This is a genomic window from Rothia sp. P7181, assembly GCF_048513015.1.
Taxonomy (GTDB): Bacteria; Actinomycetota; Actinomycetes; order Actinomycetales; family Micrococcaceae; genus Rothia.
Window position 1 is genome coordinate 65323 of sequence record NZ_JBLXXZ010000001.1, and the last position, 16048, is coordinate 81370.

The 16048-nt window shown below is 47.8% G+C and carries 11 protein-coding genes and 1 tRNA gene; 6 read left to right on the forward strand and 6 right to left on the reverse strand.

Annotation, left to right across the window (positions count from 1 at the left end):
* The first annotated feature begins 144 nt into the window (after positions 1–144).
* From ACN08Z_RS00320 to ACN08Z_RS00330, 3 genes are all read left to right on the forward strand, one after another.
* Positions 145–2283 (forward strand): transglycosylase domain-containing protein, encoded by a 2139-nt coding sequence (locus ACN08Z_RS00320; RefSeq protein WP_419102660.1) that lies wholly within the window; start codon positions 145–147, stop codon positions 2281–2283.
* A gap of 53 nt (positions 2284–2336) precedes the next feature.
* The gene (locus ACN08Z_RS00325; protein WP_419102661.1) at positions 2337–3287 is read left to right on the forward strand and encodes a metallophosphoesterase; all 951 of its coding nucleotides are present in this window, start codon (positions 2337–2339) and stop codon (positions 3285–3287) included.
* A gap of 102 nt (positions 3288–3389) precedes the next feature.
* A tRNA-Pro gene (locus ACN08Z_RS00330) sits at positions 3390–3463 on the forward strand.
* A 149-nt stretch (positions 3464–3612) separates the two neighbouring features.
* Here ACN08Z_RS00330 and ACN08Z_RS00335 read toward each other — a convergent pair.
* Entirely contained in the window at positions 3613–5760 is a 2148-nt protein-coding gene (locus ACN08Z_RS00335) for an MMPL family transporter (RefSeq protein ID WP_419102662.1), read from the reverse strand.
* Positions 5761–5993: 233 nt separating this feature from the next.
* Between ACN08Z_RS00335 and ACN08Z_RS00340 the strand changes: the two genes are divergently transcribed.
* The gene (locus tag ACN08Z_RS00340; protein ID WP_419102663.1) at positions 5994–7382 is read left to right on the forward strand and encodes a cation:proton antiporter; all 1389 of its coding nucleotides are present in this window, start codon (positions 5994–5996) and stop codon (positions 7380–7382) included.
* An 88-nt stretch (positions 7383–7470) separates the two neighbouring features.
* Here ACN08Z_RS00340 and ACN08Z_RS00345 read toward each other — a convergent pair whose 3' ends face one another.
* The 3 genes from ACN08Z_RS00345 to ACN08Z_RS00355 are packed head-to-tail and all read right to left on the reverse strand — an operon-like array spanning position 7471 to position 10549.
* Positions 7471–8112: a LutC/YkgG family protein gene (locus tag ACN08Z_RS00345; protein WP_419100986.1), complete on the reverse strand. Its 642-nt coding sequence runs from the start codon at positions 8110–8112 to the stop codon at positions 7471–7473.
* The gene (locus ACN08Z_RS00350) at positions 8112–9746 is read right to left on the reverse strand and encodes a LutB/LldF family L-lactate oxidation iron-sulfur protein (protein WP_419102664.1); all 1635 of its coding nucleotides are present in this window, start codon (positions 9744–9746) and stop codon (positions 8112–8114) included. Before ACN08Z_RS00350 ends, ACN08Z_RS00345 begins: the two co-directional genes overlap by 1 nt.
* Before the next feature lie 2 nt (positions 9747–9748).
* Positions 9749–10549 carry a (Fe-S)-binding protein gene (locus ACN08Z_RS00355; protein WP_419102665.1) on the reverse strand — a complete coding sequence of 267 codons (801 nt, stop codon included), beginning with the start codon at positions 10547–10549 and terminating at the stop codon, positions 9749–9751.
* A 487-nt stretch (positions 10550–11036) separates the two neighbouring features.
* Between ACN08Z_RS00355 and ACN08Z_RS00360 the strand changes: the two genes are divergently transcribed.
* Both ACN08Z_RS00360 and ACN08Z_RS00365 read left to right on the forward strand, forming a co-directional pair.
* Complete coding sequence (locus ACN08Z_RS00360) at positions 11037–12722, forward strand: L-lactate permease (RefSeq protein WP_419102666.1); 1686 nt, start codon at positions 11037–11039, stop codon at positions 12720–12722.
* 111 nt (positions 12723–12833) lie between these two features.
* Positions 12834–13592: a FadR/GntR family transcriptional regulator gene (locus ACN08Z_RS00365; protein WP_419102667.1), complete on the forward strand. Its 759-nt coding sequence runs from the start codon at positions 12834–12836 to the stop codon at positions 13590–13592.
* A 109-nt stretch (positions 13593–13701) separates the two neighbouring features.
* On the opposite strand, the gene ACN08Z_RS00370 is transcribed toward ACN08Z_RS00365, so the two are convergent.
* Both ACN08Z_RS00370 and purD read right to left on the reverse strand, forming a co-directional pair.
* Positions 13702–14634: a phosphoribosylaminoimidazolesuccinocarboxamide synthase gene (locus ACN08Z_RS00370; protein WP_419102668.1), complete on the reverse strand. Its 933-nt coding sequence runs from the start codon at positions 14632–14634 to the stop codon at positions 13702–13704.
* A gap of 78 nt (positions 14635–14712) precedes the next feature.
* Positions 14713–15996 (reverse strand): phosphoribosylamine--glycine ligase, encoded by a 1284-nt coding sequence (gene purD / locus ACN08Z_RS00375; protein WP_419102669.1) that lies wholly within the window; start codon positions 15994–15996, stop codon positions 14713–14715.
* Positions 15997–16048: the final 52 nt, after the last annotated feature.

Below are 16048 nucleotides of genomic sequence, written 5' to 3' on the forward strand. Positions count from 1 at the left end.
TGTAGATAACCGTGTTTTTCGTAGTGTTCTGTTGAGCTTTGAGGCTCTAAATGTGTGAAATATAATGCTGGCAAACCTAAAATCTTTATCGTTATGTGCCCATCTAGACACCTATTTTTCAGGTTCTGCTTGTAGACTGTGGGAATGGCTTCATCGAAGAATGTTCGGAAAAAACGTACTCCGAGCGATTTTATTCAGTTTATTGCGCTGAGTGTTATCGCTGGTTTTGTCGCAGCAGGTATCCTCATTCCCCCTACCGTTGGTATGGGTATTGCTGCAACATCTTCTATTTCTTGGTTTAAAGGTCTTCCTGACGATCTCTCTGAGGGATCCCGTTTTAAGGCGTCAACTCTCTACGCTTCTGACGGTAAGACGAAACTTGCTAGCTTTGAGTCGCAGCGTCGTCGTGATGTTCCGCTAGATCAGATTTCAAAGTATATGAAAGATGCGATTGTCTCAGTTGAAGATCGCGATTTCTATGAGCATGGTGCAGTTTCGCCTCTAGGTATGGCTCGTGCTTTTATCAATAACTTGATTCGCCCAAATAACCGTCAGGGTGCGTCGACTCTTACCCAGCAGTATGTCAATAACCTTCTCATTGAGCAGGCAGAGTACCGCGGTGAAGAGGCAAGTACCTTAGGCTCGAATAAGGGCTATATTGATAAAATTAAAGAGATTAAGCTTGCAATCTCTATGGAGCAGAATAAGTCTAAGGACGAAATCCTTGACGGATATTTGAACATTGTGAATCTCGGTGGCACGAACTACGGTGTTGAGGCAGCTGCTTACTACTACTGGGGTATTAAGGCTAAAGACCTTAACTTGCAGCAGTCAGCACTTCTCGCTGGTATGGTGCAGTCTCCAAACCTCTACCGTCCCGATGTAAACCCTGAACTCGCTAAAGAGCGTCGTAATACCGTCTTAGGTACGATGTTGCGAGATAAAAAAATTACTGAAGACCAGTTCAATCTTGCGGTCAGTTCTGAACTTGATCTTGATATTCACACATCTAAAACAGGCTGTATTACTGCAGGAGATGCAGCATTCTTCTGTGATTACGTCACCGCAAAGATTTATCAGGATGAAGCGTATGGTGCTACCCCTGAAGATCGTCAGAAGAACCTCTACCGCGCCGGTTACACCATTATCTCTACCATGAGCGTAAGCGCACAGAAGGACGCCAAAGCAGCAGTCGAACAGACTCAGCCATCTACCAATAACTTCGATGATGTTAATGCTGCTTTAGTATCGGTAGAGCCTTCTAACGGCAATGTGGTTGCGATGGCTCAGAACTCTCGGTACGGCACAGCCGATGACTTCTCAGCTTCGCTGTATAACTACAACGTTGATTATCAAGATGGTGGAACTCCTGGGTTCCAGCCCGGTTCAACGTTCAAACCGGTTGTTCTTGCTGAATGGCTCAAAGAAGGAAAAGGTATTAACGCAACCATTGACGGTACAGCGTTGAATTATCCGAATTCTTTCCCTTGGCGTGCTTCATGCCTTGAAGGTGGAGTCTTCCACTATGCAGATACACCAGATGGTTTTAGCTTTGCTAACGCAGAAGAAGGCTTCCAACGCTGGGGCACTATTGCTTTTGGTATCAAGAACTCCATTAACTCCTTCTTGTACAGCATGGCGTCTAAAGAAGACCTCTGCGGTGTTCAGGAGATGGCTAAATCTCTTAAAATCTTGACCCCTAAAGTAGGCAAGAGCGGTGGAGAGGTCGCCTTCAACCCTCGCTTCTTGGCTTCTTTGATTGGTGGTTCATCTCAGGTTTCTCCTTTGACGATGGCCTCAGCTTACGCCACCTTCGCAAATGATGGTGTCTATTGTGCTCCCCGCGCGATTAGCACTGTCAAGGATCGTTCTGGCGAAAAGATTAAAACCTACGATAAGAAGTGTCATCAAGCTATTAGTAAAGAAGTAGCTAATGGCGTGAGCTATGTTCTCAAGCAGGTTTTGGTCAGTGGCTCTGGTTATCAGCGTGGTATTGGTTTGCCAGATGCTTCGGCAGCGAAAACTGGTACAACAGACTATTCTCGTCAGACATGGATGATTGGTTACACGCGTGGCCTTTCTACTGCTTCATGGGTTGGTTCTTTGAATAGTGGTTCTCGCTCTCTCAACGGGCTCTCCATTAACGGTAAGCGTCTGAAGTATGTCGATGGTGCAACATATGCTGGTGCTCAGTGGCAGACCTTTATGAAGGAGCAAGCTAAGAACTATAACACTGATAAGTTCCCGCTTCCTCCCAATGAGATGTTAGGAACTCAGCAGTAAATGTGCTTGCTGTTGTTTCTTACAGATAAAACGTTTAAGGAGTTTCCTGTTTGATGGTAACTACCAACACCGTGGCGGTTTCTTCCCGTTCTGTAGCCCGTTCTCTTGCACGAGTAACGGCTGCTGGAGCGTTGGCAGGGGCCGCCACAGTGGCTTATGCCCACTTTTATGAGCTTAACCATTTTACGATTCGTCATGAACAGCTCCCTGTCTTACCTGAAGGCGCTCAAGATTTTAAGATTTTGCATATATCAGATATGCACATGATTCCGGGCCAACAGAAAAAGATTCGTTTCATGCATTCTTTGGCCGAGTTAAAACCTGATTTAGTTATTAACACCGGAGATAATCTTTCTCATCTTGAAGGGTTGCCCAGTCTTTTAGAAGCTCTTGATCCTCTTTTTGATTTTCCAGGTGTGTTTGTACCCGGCTCTAATTGCTATTATGCGCCGATAATGAAAAACCCTGCACGCTATTTGTGGAAGCAAAGCACCGCAGATGAAGGCATTGATGATGCTCGCGTTAAACTTCCGACAGAGCAGATGCATGAGGCTTTTGAACGCCGCGGCTGGGTTGGTCTCATCAATCGTTTTGATGTGATGAACTTTGAGAAGCTACGTCTAGAGTTTTCGGGCGTAGACGACCCTCATATTGGTTATGATGAGCACCCGGGTTTCTCCCCTAGTGCTTTTTCTTCTGATGATTCTCCCTCCGTACGTTTGGGGGTATGCCATGCACCGTATTTACGGACGCTCAAGAGATTTGTTGAGGATGGGGCTCAAGCCATTTTTGCGGGACATACCCATGGTGGGCAGATTTGTCTTCCAGGAGGGCATGCTCTTGTGTCAAATTGTGATTTACCGCCGTCTCGCGCTAAAGGTGTGAGCCTAGAAGATGATGTTCCGGTTCATGTTTCGGCTGGTCTTGGAACTTCTCGTTTTGCTCCGGTTCGGCTTTTTTGCCCCCCTGAGGCGGTTCTTGTGACACTCACGGCCCGTTCATAGCTGTATAACTATGGCAAGGTTATTCATGTTGTCTCTTGTTGCTCTGGTATCTTCTATCAGCTATCATTGAACAGTTGCTTAGGGGCTATACCTAAGAGCAATCGGGATGTGGCGCAGCTTGGTAGCGCGCGTCGTTCGGGACGACGAGGTCGCAGGTTCAAATCCTGTCATCCCGACTTTGTGATTCACTAAGATTTAATAATCTTTATGGTGATGATATACGGTCAATATATGTTTTAGGCTCTCAGATTCTTCTGAGAGCCTAAAACATATCCCCCATAGCATTTTTGGGTTTTAGGGTATTTATTGGAGTTTCAGCGCTGCATTATTCCACATCTAGGGTTTTTGCGGGCCACCATAGCTTCTCCCCTAACTCAACGTAGCTAGCTGGAAGCAACACCATATGAATTAAAAGCACTTGAAGGATTACTGCGCAGGTGAGAATACACGCTAGCTGGGCTAAGAACGTTAGCGAAATAGCAAGAAGATAGATGAATACGGAAAGAAGTATCGCACCGCTTGAAAGCAAGACGGGAATCATCATTCTTAGTGCGTTTCGGGTACCTTCGTCCCAACCGTGGTGAGCGTTTTCCTCTTGAACTCGAGTGAAGAAGAAAACACTATAACTGAGAGAAAGAACCATCATCACAATGAACCCATAAAGGCTCACGTTGGGGTCAGCTCCAGCTCCTGACCATAGAAACTGGCACAGTGGTGAAGATAGTCCTAGGCTCGCTGCATAAGACACTGCAGTAATAACAATCATCAATAGAGCAGGAATAATGGCTCTCAAGCTGATAAAAAGCACAAGGAACATGACGGCGAGCATGAGTGGAATGATGATCTGTTTATCTTGTTGTGCACTCATTTTTACGTCAAGTTCTTTGGCGATTTCTCCGCCGACCATTGCGGTACTGTCGATATTGTTACGGAGTTTTTGACGTATTTCTTTGACGCTCGTGAAGGCCTCTGGCGTACCCGAAAAATACTGTAGGTAGACGTTGAGGAAAACCTTCTTATGCGAGACGTAAGGTGTTTGCTCTGAAGAGATATGTTCTTTGACTTTTCCGTCTTCTGCTAAGACAATCTGCCCTGTTGCTGAGGTGCGAGAGGGAGAAGTAACACGCTCTACCCCTTGGACAGTTGTGAGAGTTTCTACAGTTTTTTTGAGGTCTTTTTCTGAGACGATAACTTGAGCCAACGGTATCATGGGCGCATCAAAATGGTTTTGATAGATTTCTTGCCCAATACGCGCTTGCGAGGTTCCCATAACTTTCTGGTTCTCGGCGGTTCCCATCGAAGGGAAGCTAATGGCTAAGGTTGAAAGAATGAGGACAGGTAGAGCAACTGCCAACCATGTTTTACGAGGTTTGTGGTGTACCTGTTGGATAAGTTTTTCTCGTAGGCTTTGGGCTCTACCCATAAGTTCTGGACGTTGTGGTGTTCTTGCGGGTAAGAGTGAGAATCGGGTGAGTAAAGCAAGTATCGCTTGAAGAAAGCTCAATGAGGCAAGCGTCGCAAAGAGCATACCGATACTGCCCGTAATGCCGAGAGCTTTTGTTGCTTGTATTTGGGAGAACGCGAGGCATAACAACGCAATAGCAGATGTGCCCCCAGAGATGAGGATAGGTCGCCATGTACGAGAGAACGCATGCTGTGCAGCGCGCGATAATGAACGATGCTGTTTGAGCTCTTCACGATACCGCCACACATAAAGGAGTGAGTACGTCATGGAGGCGGTAAAGACGAGAACTAGTAGAGTGCCTTGGGTGGGTGCTTGGATATAGATGACTCCGTGTTCAGCAAGAATCCATAGCGTTAGCAAAGAAGCACAAAGGGCTGCTACGGTGCTAATCATCACCATTAAAGACACTAAGAATGAGCGGAAAATAACCGCTAATAAGATGAGTACGACGGCAACCGCGTACATCATGAAAGTAATATTCATGGACTCTAAGGAGTCAGAGAGGTCTACGGTAAAGGCGGCCGGTCCAGTAACATACCCTTGGATATTTCCGGGTGGGTTCGCAATAGCTCCTTGTATCTTATGGATACTTTTTCGGAGGTTTTGATCTTTTGCGATTGGAATAGTAATTTTTGCGGATTCTTGGTCTTTTGAATATTCCAAAGAGCGCACATTTTTGATATCTAGCCCTTGGTCGCGTAGATATTGAGGTATTCCTTCTAGATAGGCATAGTCAATATTTTGAAATGGCTGGTCTGAGGAAAAAACAATAACTGCGGAGGTGTAGTCCTGAGCATAAAATTCGTTCTTCTCTTGAGCAACACGTGATGATTCGACCGATGACGCGAGTATCGGTTGAGGTGCGTTGATGGCAAGATCAGAGATTTTTCCAAAAAGCGAACCTCCAATAATTGTCAGGGCCGCCCAGAAGACTACTAGCGTTCCTGTGAGCACTAGTTTCCACCATGGAGTGGTTGCTTGAGCCGAAGAAAAATGTTTAGGGGACATACACTCAATCTTAAACAGAGGACAAAATATCTATGTAAAAATTTTAATATACTCACCTGAGAAACACATGAGAAATAGCAGCGTGTAGCATATTATGATGCATCTCTATATATTTCGTGGGGTTCCTTACAGACTATCCTTTCATCAACATCATTCCCACCTTTAGATTCTCACTATGTCAGACTTATAAAGAAAAGTCATGTACACATTTTATTTGCTAAGGAATAGCGCGTATGGGTTCAGTTGAACACCTGATTATTGCCAATGCCAGCAGTGAAACGGCAAATGCATACATCTCCATTTTTTGGATTGCACTTGTGGCAATGCTGTCTCCTCTTCTTTCTGCTCTAACCAAGAAGAAAATTCCTGACGTCGTGATTCTCCTTTTGCTCGGAGCAATCATCGGACCTAACGTTTTGCATCTGGCAGACACCGATAACGGTGTTGAACTCATCAAAGAACTTGGGCTCGGAATCCTATTCCTCATCGCAGGTTATGAAGTCAATACAAAAGCGATGCACTCTCGTCAAGGAGGCTTTGCTTTAGGCACTTGGGCGGTGTGTTTTACTCTTGCGCTCTTAGCATCTGCAAACTTTTTCTCTGAATTCCGCAACGGGCTCGACCATATTGCGGTGTTTGCAATTGCCATGAGTTCTACCGCTCTTGGCACGATTTTGCCCATGGTCCGAGCCAACGGGAAAACTGGTACAAAACTCGGCGACGCTATTATGGTGCACGGCGCATTAGGTGAAGTCATGCCAGTTTTTGCGATGTCAATTTTGTTATCGACTCACTCTAAAGGTTTCGCTGTCCTCATTCTTCTTGGGTTCTTACTCATTGCTCTTATTACAGCGATTCTACCTCGCCGTGCTTTTGCCCATATCCCTGGGCTAGGGCGCACCATGGCTGCCGGAGCAAACCAAACAACCCAGACAATGCTACGTCTTGCAATGTTGATTCTTTCAACTCTCATGATGTTTGCAGCGGTCTTTAACCTTGACGTTGTCTTAGGCGCCTTCGCTGCCGGTATTATTTTGCGCTCGCTCACCCCAGAGTACGCATTTGAGCCCTTTTCTGAACGTCTCGATGTTCTCGGCTTCAGCTTCTTAATTCCGCTCTTCTTCATTTGCTCTGGCATGGGAATTGATCTTAAGAGCATCGCGAAATCTCCGGTAGCTCTAATCCTCTTTGTGTTGGCGTTACTTATTCTTCGTGGCCTACCGGTGTTCCTTGCTGAACGATTCTTCGACACCGGTTCGGGGCTACAAACGCTCAATGAGAAGGTTCAACTTGGTTTATATGCTGCCGCTGGTTTGCCCATGATTGTTGCGGTAACTGAAGTGGCACTTTCTCATGAGCTCATCACAGAATCAGCGGCTTCACTATTAGTCGGCGGTGGAGCTTTGACGATTCTCATTTTCCCGCTCTTGGCCTCTGGTCTAGACGCAATTTTCCGTGATAAAGACGCTGTTATCGAAGAGAAAACAACAAAAGATAAAATTACCGAGAAGAAGCGTCAACGTCATCAGTCTTCACAATTATCGACCAGTTCGTTGCCGGTAATTTCTCAGGGTCCTGATGGTCGTGGTATTGATCCGACGAAGAAACCTGTAGAGTCCTAAGATTTTTGGGATTAAACGTATTGGGTGGTTCCCCACAAGATTGTGGAGAACCACCCAATACGTTTAATGAGTTAGTATTTCACCTCAATTATTTGAGGATAATAACGTCCAGAGTTCGTGGACCGTGCACACCCTCAACACGAATCAACTCAATATCTGAGGTTGCTGAAGGTCCAGAAATCATCGTAATAGGACGTTTATAGGAAACTCGTGCGATAGCTTCTGGAATGAGTTCTACGATGGTGTCCTCTTTAACAACACAAATATGGTGGTCGGGAACGAGTGTAATAGCTCGTCGTCCTTCATCAGGGTTCGTGTTCAAGAAGATGGTTCCTGTTTCTGCACATGAAACAGTAGAGTTAGTCACCACTGCGTCGATACGGTCAAGCTCTTTGAGCGAGAGCGTCCCCGCTTTTTGAATGTTACCAGCGTCGAAAACACGAGAACGAGTGGCGGTATCTTCGGGAAGCCAGTTCGTGTTGATACCGGTAGGCACCACGTAACGGGAAGCTTTTTCTAGAAGCTGGTCGATACGGTCAACGATGCTCTCTTCTGTTTCGTGGTAAACATTCGCTTTATAGTCGATGAGACGGTCAACGAGCATTTCGATGGTGTCTTCTTTGCTCAGTTCACTGACTCGACGATAGTTGCGGATTGGCTCAGCTGGCTGGGGGTTATCTGAAAGTGAGGCACGAATACGGGCGAGGATATCTTCTTTAGCGGTGCTCATTATTCGCTCTCCTTTGCGTGGCGCGCAGCCTGAGCTTCTCCTGCTGCTCGCGCATTAGCTTTTACTTCTTCGACCTTGCCACGGTTAGCCTCTATGAGCGCTTGAATGTCTACGCGTTCTCCGCCCACACGTTCAGCAGCAACGCCGCGTTCTTTCTTCCACCAGTTGCGGAAGGATTGTTTGGGAGGCTCTGGGATGTCACGGTATTTTGTCCATCCGCCGACAAGACCGGGAAGTTTAGAAATCTTGTGGTCTCGTCCGGTGATAATACGGGACATGGGCAGACCCTTTTCAGCCAAAGACATCAATTTGCCGGAGCTAAAGAGTACTTTAGCGCCAAACATCATAGCGTCCATCTGTGGGTGAGGATGCTTCTTGCCACCCTTGAAATCACCTTGTGCTTTTTCGAAGTCGACGGCTTTACCGCGTAGGTGAACGAGTACGTCAGGAATGTTAATCTTGACGGGGCAGGCTTCGTAGCATGCTCCGCAGAGGGAAGATGCAAACGGTAGTGAAGAGTTGTATTCGTTCTCGATACCACCAAGCTGTGGTGAGAGGATTGCACCGATAGGGCCGGGGTAGGTTGAGCCGTATGCGTGTCCGCCTGCGCGTTCGTAAACGGGGCAAACGTTCATACATGCCGAGCAACGGATGCAGTGTAGTGCTTGACGGCCTACTTCGTCGTTGAGGACGGCGGTTCGTCCGTTATCGATGAGGATGACGTGCATGTTTTGGGGTCCGTCACCGGGTGTTACACCGGTCCACATGGAGGTGTAGGGGTTCATGCGCTCACCGGTTGAGGAACGTGGCAAGAGTTGTAAGAACACTTCGTAGTCGCTGAAGGTGGGAAGAATTTTTTCGATACCCATGAAGGTGATGAGGGTATCGGGAAGGGTCAGGCACATACGTCCGTTACCTTCAGATTCAACGATAGTGAGGGTTCCGGTATCGGCGATACCGAAGTTTGCGCCAGATACTGCAACTTTAGTGTTCAAGAACTTGTCGCGAAGGCGGATACGTGATGCTTCTGCCAGTTCTGCGGGGTTATCCGAGAGGTCCACTTTGACGCCTTCAATTTTTCGTTTGAAGATGTCACGAATTTGGGTTCGGTTGAAGTGAATTGCTGGAACAAGAATATGTGAGGGGCGGTCTTCTGCCAGCTGCACGATTTCTTCTGCCAAGTCAGTTTCGATGGCGTTGATGCCTTTTTCTTCAAGAAATTCATTGAGGCCCATCTCTGCAGTTGCCATAGATTTAATCTTGATGATTTCGTCTACGCCTTCGGCTTTGATGAGGTCATAAGCAATTTGGTTTGCTTCGCTGGCGTTGCGTGCCCAGTGAACGTGTCCGCCGGCTGCGGTGAAGTTCTTTTCGAACATTTCTAGGTATTCTGGCAGGTTTGCAAGAACACGTTGTTTAATCATGGAGCCGGCGGTGCGGAGGTCTTGCCAGTCTGGCAATTCGTTGATGACGTCGGCACGTTTATTACGGATTTTGTGGGTTGCAAATCCGAGGTTTGCGCGAAGCTGTTCGTTGGTAAGTTCTTTTGCCGCGTATTTTGGGAATTCTTCGAACTCGAAGATGTTTCCTTCACCGTGATACACACGAGGCATTCCAAGTGATACTGCTGTCATAATTATTTACCTCCTGCGGCTGCTAGTTCTACGGGGCCAGAGACTTTCAGCGGGTTTTCTTTAGTGGATGCAAGAATCTCGGCGAAGTGTACGGTTTTGACAGGTGAGCCTTTTCGGCTAAGTGCACCACCGATGTTCATTAGGCATGATACGTCGCCACCGGTGCAGATACTTGCACCAGTTTTTTCGATATTGTCTGCCTTGTCAGAAACCATAGCCCCTGAGGTGTCGGCATTTTTGAATGAGAAGGTTCCACCGAAGCCGCAGCATTGGTCGAGTCCTTCAATTTCGGTGTATTCGATTCCACCAACGGTGCGTAAGAGGTCGGCTTGACGGGTGCCGAGTTTGAGTAAGCGCATGCCGTGGCAAGAGTTGTGGTAGGTGACGTGCTCTGGGAAGTATGAGTTGAGTTGTTCGGCAGCGTTAGTGATGCCGAGAACGTCGATAAGTAGCGAGGATAGTTCAAAGGTGCGGGCAGCGATAGTTTCTGCGCGTTGAGCTAGTTCTTCGTCTCCTGCTCGGCGAGCAATCATGGGCTGTTGGTGCCCAAGGGAGGCAACACATGATCCGGAGGGGGCGACTGCTACGTCGAAGTCCCATGAGTCGAAAGCGTTGACGTGTGCTTTAACAACTGGATATGCGTCATCGAAATATCCGGAGTTGACGTGCATTTGTGAACAGCAAGTCTGCCCTTGGGGATAGACAACTTCGTGCCCTAAACGTTCTAAGATTTCCACGGTAGCCTGCGCCGTGCGTGGGTACATGCCGTCGACGAGGCATGTTGAGAATAGTGCAATTCGCATAGCTTTCTCCTTAGATGGTGCGCTACGGACTCATTCGTGGTTCGCACCCAAAATAGAACCCTTGAGTTTGAAAGAGATAGCGCGTGTATATTCTTATCTTTCATTTAACACGAGTTTTAGTACCTCGAACCATTTTGATTAGCGCATTTTTTTATGACTAAATACCTCTTTTGTGCATGCTTTTCACATTGCACCAACAATGTCTCACCACATGAAAGGGTGCATTTTTGCGGGGTGTTGGGGTGTTTTTCGCGGAGTTTCCCACTTTTCCCGATGTAAAAGCTCATTATTTTTGCAAGACACAGGCACTTCCCACATAAATACACACAAACCCTCAAAAACACGAAAAGGGGTTGAGGTCACAATAGTTTTGCAATGGTGATACGCCTCATGTAGGGTTATAACATTCTAGTGGTCAGACCACACATTTTTACATCACACGTCAAACCGCTTACTAGCGGTTTTCTTAGTTCCTTAAAGGAGAGCTATGAATACTTGGTTTGCACAAACCGACGCAGTCGGTGGCAGCCTGGGACTCTCAGCACTCGTAGCATGTCTACCGCTTCTCGCGTTCTTCATCATGCTTCTCGGTGTTAAAGCCCGCGCACACATTGCCGGCCTGACATCCCTCGTCGTTGCTATCATCGTCGCAGTTATCGGATTCGGCATGCCCGCCGACCTCGCCGCAATGTCAGCACTTCGTGGCGGACTCTACGGCGCATTCCCCATCGTCTGGGTTATCCTCATGGCAATCTGGTTCTACCAGATTACCGTCCTCTCTGGCCGTTTCGAAGATCTCCGTCGCACCTTCGACGCTATCGGTGGAGGCGACCTACGTATCCAGGCTATCCTCATCGCGTTCTGCTTCGGTGGCCTACTCGAAGCACTTGCAGGCTTCGGCGCTCCCGTTGCTATTACCGCAACAATGATTCTTGCGCTAGGTGTTAAACCGCTCAAAGCAGCTGTCACCGTACTTATTGCAAACACCGCTCCCGTAGCATTCGGCGCTGTAGCTATCCCCATCACCACCGCAGGTGAAGTAGGCGGCAAAGATGCAACCGTTATCGGTGCAATCGTTGGTCACCAAGCACCCTTCCTCGCATTCTTCGTCCCACTTATCCTTCTCTTCATCCTTGACGGCATTAAGGGCGTTAAAGATGCTTGGGTTCCTGCAGTTGTTATTGGCTTCTCCTTCGGTGTTGCACAGTGGCTCACCGCAACATACTTCGTCTACCAGCTCACCGACGTTGTTGCATGTATCGTTTCCCTCGGTGTAGCAGTTGCATTCTTGCGTGTATGGAAGCCTCGCGGCATCGCAGGTGTTCGCGAGCGCTACGGACTACCTCCGCTAGAAGAAAACGCAAAATCCGAACTCACCGGTATGCGCGTATGGATGGCACTCATGCCTTACGCCGTTGTTGTTCTCGTCTTCGGTATTGCGAACCTAGCGACCCCTGTTGTTACTTGGCTCAAGAGCACCAATCTCGTCGTCAAGATGCCTTTGCTTGAAGATCGCCTTGTTAATGAAGCTGGTGAACACGTCAAGTCCGCATACTCCTTCGCATGGTTGAACAACCCCGGTAGCTTCTTGCTCTTTGCAGGTCTTATCGTTGCTGTCTTGTACATGGTCTTCAACGAAAATAACCGTTACGCTCTCAACTTCGGTGATGTTGTCAAAGAAATCGGTGTTACCGCATACCGTATGCGTTTCTCCGCATTGACCATCGTTGCTGTTTTGGCGCTAGCATACGTTATGAACTTCTCCGGTCAGACCGTTGCAATGGGTGCATTCGTTGCAGGACTTGGACCAATCTACGCATTCCTCGCGCCTTCGCTCGGTTGGATTGGAACTGCTGTTACTGGTTCTGACACCTCCGCAAACGCACTCTTCTCCAAGCTACAGGTTGCTGCTGCGAACAACCTCGCACAGCAGGGTGTTACTGGTGTAACCCCAGAGCTCTTGTTGGCAGCAAACACCACCGGTGGTGTTGTTGGCAAGATGATTTCCCCACAGTCTTTGGCTATTGCAGCAACTTCTGTGGATATGGAAGGTAAAGAGTCCGAAATCTTCAAGACTGTTCTCCCATGGTCTATCGCCATGTTGGTGACCGTCTGTACTTTGGTCTTCTTGCAAACCAACATTTTGCACTTCCTGATTGAAATTCACCACTAAGATACGCCCAAGGTTTTCTCACCTAAAGGTGTTACTTACGGTGGCGGTATCTCAACTTCGGCTGAGGTGCCGCCACCGTTTTATATCATTCCGCCGTACCAAAGAGGAACTGTGAAAGAAAGAACCTTTAGCGTTCTCATCGACTCTGTAGAAACAAAACTTCGTCGTGGCCAACTACGCGTAGGAGATAGACTCCCCGGAGAACGAGCATTAGCCGAACAATACGGTATTTCTCGTGCTTCTGTACGTGAAGGCTTACAAGTTCTTGGTGCTGTAGGTCTTATCCGCTCACAGTCCGGTTCAGGCCCAAAATCTGGAGCTATCGTCGTGTCAGAGCCTTCTGATGCGTTAAGCTGGGCGATCCGGATGCATATTGCAACCAAAACACTTCCTGTTTCAGATGTGGTCACAACACGCATTCTTTTAGAAGGCCATGCGGCACGTATCGCAGCAGTTGGAGAAGATACTGTCAAACGTTCACACGCCTTACAGCGAGCCAAAAGTTATCTTGACGAGATGGATTTTGAAAATATTAGTGATGAGCGTTTTCATTTTTGCGACACCCGTTTCCACTATGAGATTTCTACGCTCAGTGAAAATCTTGCTCTAGAAACTGTTATTGATTCGCTTCATCTGGCAACGGTAGGGTACGTCGAAGAAGCCGTCCCATATTTGCAAGATTGGAAGAATGTCAAAAAAGAGCTTCAGAGACAGCATCGAAAAATTTATGATTCTATCCTTGCTCAAGACCCAGACACAGCCCAGCAAAGCGTAGCGGAACATATTACATGGTTCTATGCGCTCTCCGATGAAGCTCAAAAACATCGTGAATACCACGAGAAAATCCGTGACGGGGTACTCCCCTCATAAATGAGCAGAATAAAAACATATAGACGCTGGCTATCATCTCCCTCGGTGATAGCCAGCGTCTATATGTTTTTTTATTTCTCAATATTAGATTGAGTGTATAGCTTCAACGTTATACGGTAAATGTTGTTTGTGTGAGACGCTCATATGCTTCGATGTAACGTTCACGAGTTTTTTCGACAATGTCCTCAGGTAACGCCGGAACAGCACCTTGACCGTTCCATCCTGAAGCATCAGAGGTAAGCCAGTCTCGAATAAATTGTTTGTCAAAACTAGGTTGGTTTTGTCCTGGCTGATATTTTTCCGCATCCCAGAAGCGAGAGGAATCTGGGGTGAGTATTTCGTCTCCGAGAGTGACAGCTCCCCGATAAGAATCTAAACCAAATTCAAGCTTTGTATCAGCAATGATAATTCCACGATCTCGAGCGATTTCTTCTGCACGAGAATATATTGATAGGGTCAGTTCCTCGAGTCGATCTGCCATGGGCGCACCGATTTCTTCGTGTAATTCTTGACGAGTAATCAGTTCATCGTGTTCGCCGATTTCGGCTTTACCGGTGGGGGTAAAAATAGGAGGATTCAGAACGGAACCGTCTACGAGCCCTTCAGGTAACGTCGTGTCGCCGATAGATCCTGTCTCTTGATACGTTTTAAGGCCAGAACCAGTGAGATACCCGCGGGCAATGCACTCTACCGGAAACATATTGAGAGATTTACAAATCATGGCTCGACCAGCAACCACCTCAGGTACATCGATTGAAAGAACGTGGTGAGGTACCTCGGTGAGCTGGTTAAACCACCACAAAGAAAGTTGCGTCAGAATTTTTCCCTTATCGGGAATCACCGTGGGAATCACCTGGTCAAAAGCGCTCACACGGTCGGAGGCAACAACAAGAACAGAGCCAGCACGCTGTTCGGCATCGTCTTTTATCGATAGCCCAAAAACTTCATCGTGTCCTTCAGCTGGGACATATAAGTCTCGAACTTTGCCAGCATATACGTGTCTCCATCCTGGAATCTCAAGGTGTTCCTCTTTCCAGTTCATAACGCTCCTATAGGTTGTAACGAGTCAAAGTAGGGGTAAATATGTGTGCTCATCAGGTTGTGAGGAGCATATCGATAACTATGAGTATTGTTCTGGGACGGTAATCTGCTGTTGTGAGGCAGCTAGTGCAATGTCTTGACGGTATTGGGCACCTTCCCAAGAAATACGCTGAACACCTTCATAGGCTCGTTCGCGTGCTTGGTTGAGATCATCGCCCAACCCAACGACGGCAAGAACTCGACCTCCGGAGGTCAAAATGTCCTTACCTTTTTGGGTGGTGCCCGCATGAATAACGTAGCTGTCGTCTTTGCCTTTAAGGTCGTCTAGTCCCCTAATGATGTCACCTTTGCGGGGTGTTTCTGGGTAGTTTTCGGCTGCCATAACGACGTCGACGGCATAGCGCGGGTCCCACGATAGTGTGGTGTCTTCGTCAAGACGTGAACATGCTGCTGAATAAAGAAGCTGCCCTAGCGGTGTTTTCAACCGAGCAAGGACAGCTTGTGTTTCAGGGTCGCCAAAACGGGCGTTGAATTCGATGACGCGAATACCGCGAGAAGTAATAACTAAACCGCAATACAGCACGCCTACGAAAGGTGTTCCACGATGTTTCATATGGGTGATTGTTGGTTGTGCTACACGTTCCATCACGGTCTGAACAAAGTTTTTGGGAAGCCATGGGAGTGGGCTATAGGCGCCCATACCGCCGGTGTTGGCGCCACGGTCTTGGTCAAAGATACGTTTGAAGTCTTGTGCTGGTTCTAGAGGGATGCATCGTTCGCCGTCAGAGATGACGAAGAGTGAGACTTCAGGTCCGTCAAGGTATTCTTCAACGACAATATGTGAGCCAGCATTAAAACAGGCTTGTGCATGGGCGAGGGCTTCTTCGCGGCGTGAGGTGACCACTACGCCTTTTCCGGCGGCAAGTCCATCGTCTTTGACGACGTAGGGGGCGCCGAAGGAGTCTATTGCTTCGATGGCTTCGTCCATGGTGTGCGCAATTTTTGCCAGCGCGGTGGGAACTTGTGCCTCTGCCATGATTTCTTTAGCGAAAGCTTTTGAACCTTCGAGGGCGGCGGCTTCTTGGTCTGGCCCGAATACGGGGATGTTCTGTTGGCGTAGCGCATTTGCGACGCCGGCAACGAGTGGTGCTTCTGGCCCGATGACGACGAGGTCGATATCGAGTTGTTGTGCTAGTGCAATAACCTCTGTGGGGTTTTGTGCATCAATTGGGTAGGTAGGGATTTCTTGCGCAATTCCAGCGTTTCCAGGGGCGCTATGCACCTGAGTAACTTGTGGGTCTTTTTGAAGTGCGCGGATGATTGCATGTTCACGCCCGCCGGGGCCAAGTACCAAAACCTTCATTCTCTAAGGCTACGCGAAAAGTTCATCGTTTAGTCTCAGAATCTCTCTAATT

Bases quoted from the DNA above. Each gene is read 5' to 3' on its own strand.
- ACN08Z_RS00345 (WP_419100986.1), bottom strand. From the start codon at position 8,112: ATGAGCACCGCTAAAGAAGATATCCTCGCCCGTATTCGTGCCTCACTT.
- ACN08Z_RS00325 (WP_419102661.1), top strand. From the start codon at position 2,337: ATGGTAACTACCAACACCGTGGCGGTTTCTTCCCGTTCTGTAGCCCGT.
- ACN08Z_RS00320 (WP_419102660.1), top strand. From the start codon at position 145: ATGGCTTCATCGAAGAATGTTCGGAAAAAACGTACTCCGAGCGATTTT.
- ACN08Z_RS00350 (WP_419102664.1), bottom strand. From the start codon at position 9,746: ATGACAGCAGTATCACTTGGAATGCCTCGTGTGTATCACGGTGAAGGA.
- ACN08Z_RS00355 (WP_419102665.1), bottom strand. From the start codon at position 10,549: ATGCGAATTGCACTATTCTCAACATGCCTCGTCGACGGCATGTACCCA.
- ACN08Z_RS00360 (WP_419102666.1), top strand. From the start codon at position 11,037: ATGAATACTTGGTTTGCACAAACCGACGCAGTCGGTGGCAGCCTGGGA.
- ACN08Z_RS00370 (WP_419102668.1), bottom strand. From the start codon at position 14,634: ATGAACTGGAAAGAGGAACACCTTGAGATTCCAGGATGGAGACACGTA.
- ACN08Z_RS00335 (WP_419102662.1), bottom strand. From the start codon at position 5,760: ATGTCCCCTAAACATTTTTCTTCGGCTCAAGCAACCACTCCATGGTGG.
- purD (WP_419102669.1), bottom strand. From the start codon at position 15,996: ATGAAGGTTTTGGTACTTGGCCCCGGCGGGCGTGAACATGCAATCATC.
- ACN08Z_RS00340 (WP_419102663.1), top strand. From the start codon at position 5,994: ATGGGTTCAGTTGAACACCTGATTATTGCCAATGCCAGCAGTGAAACG.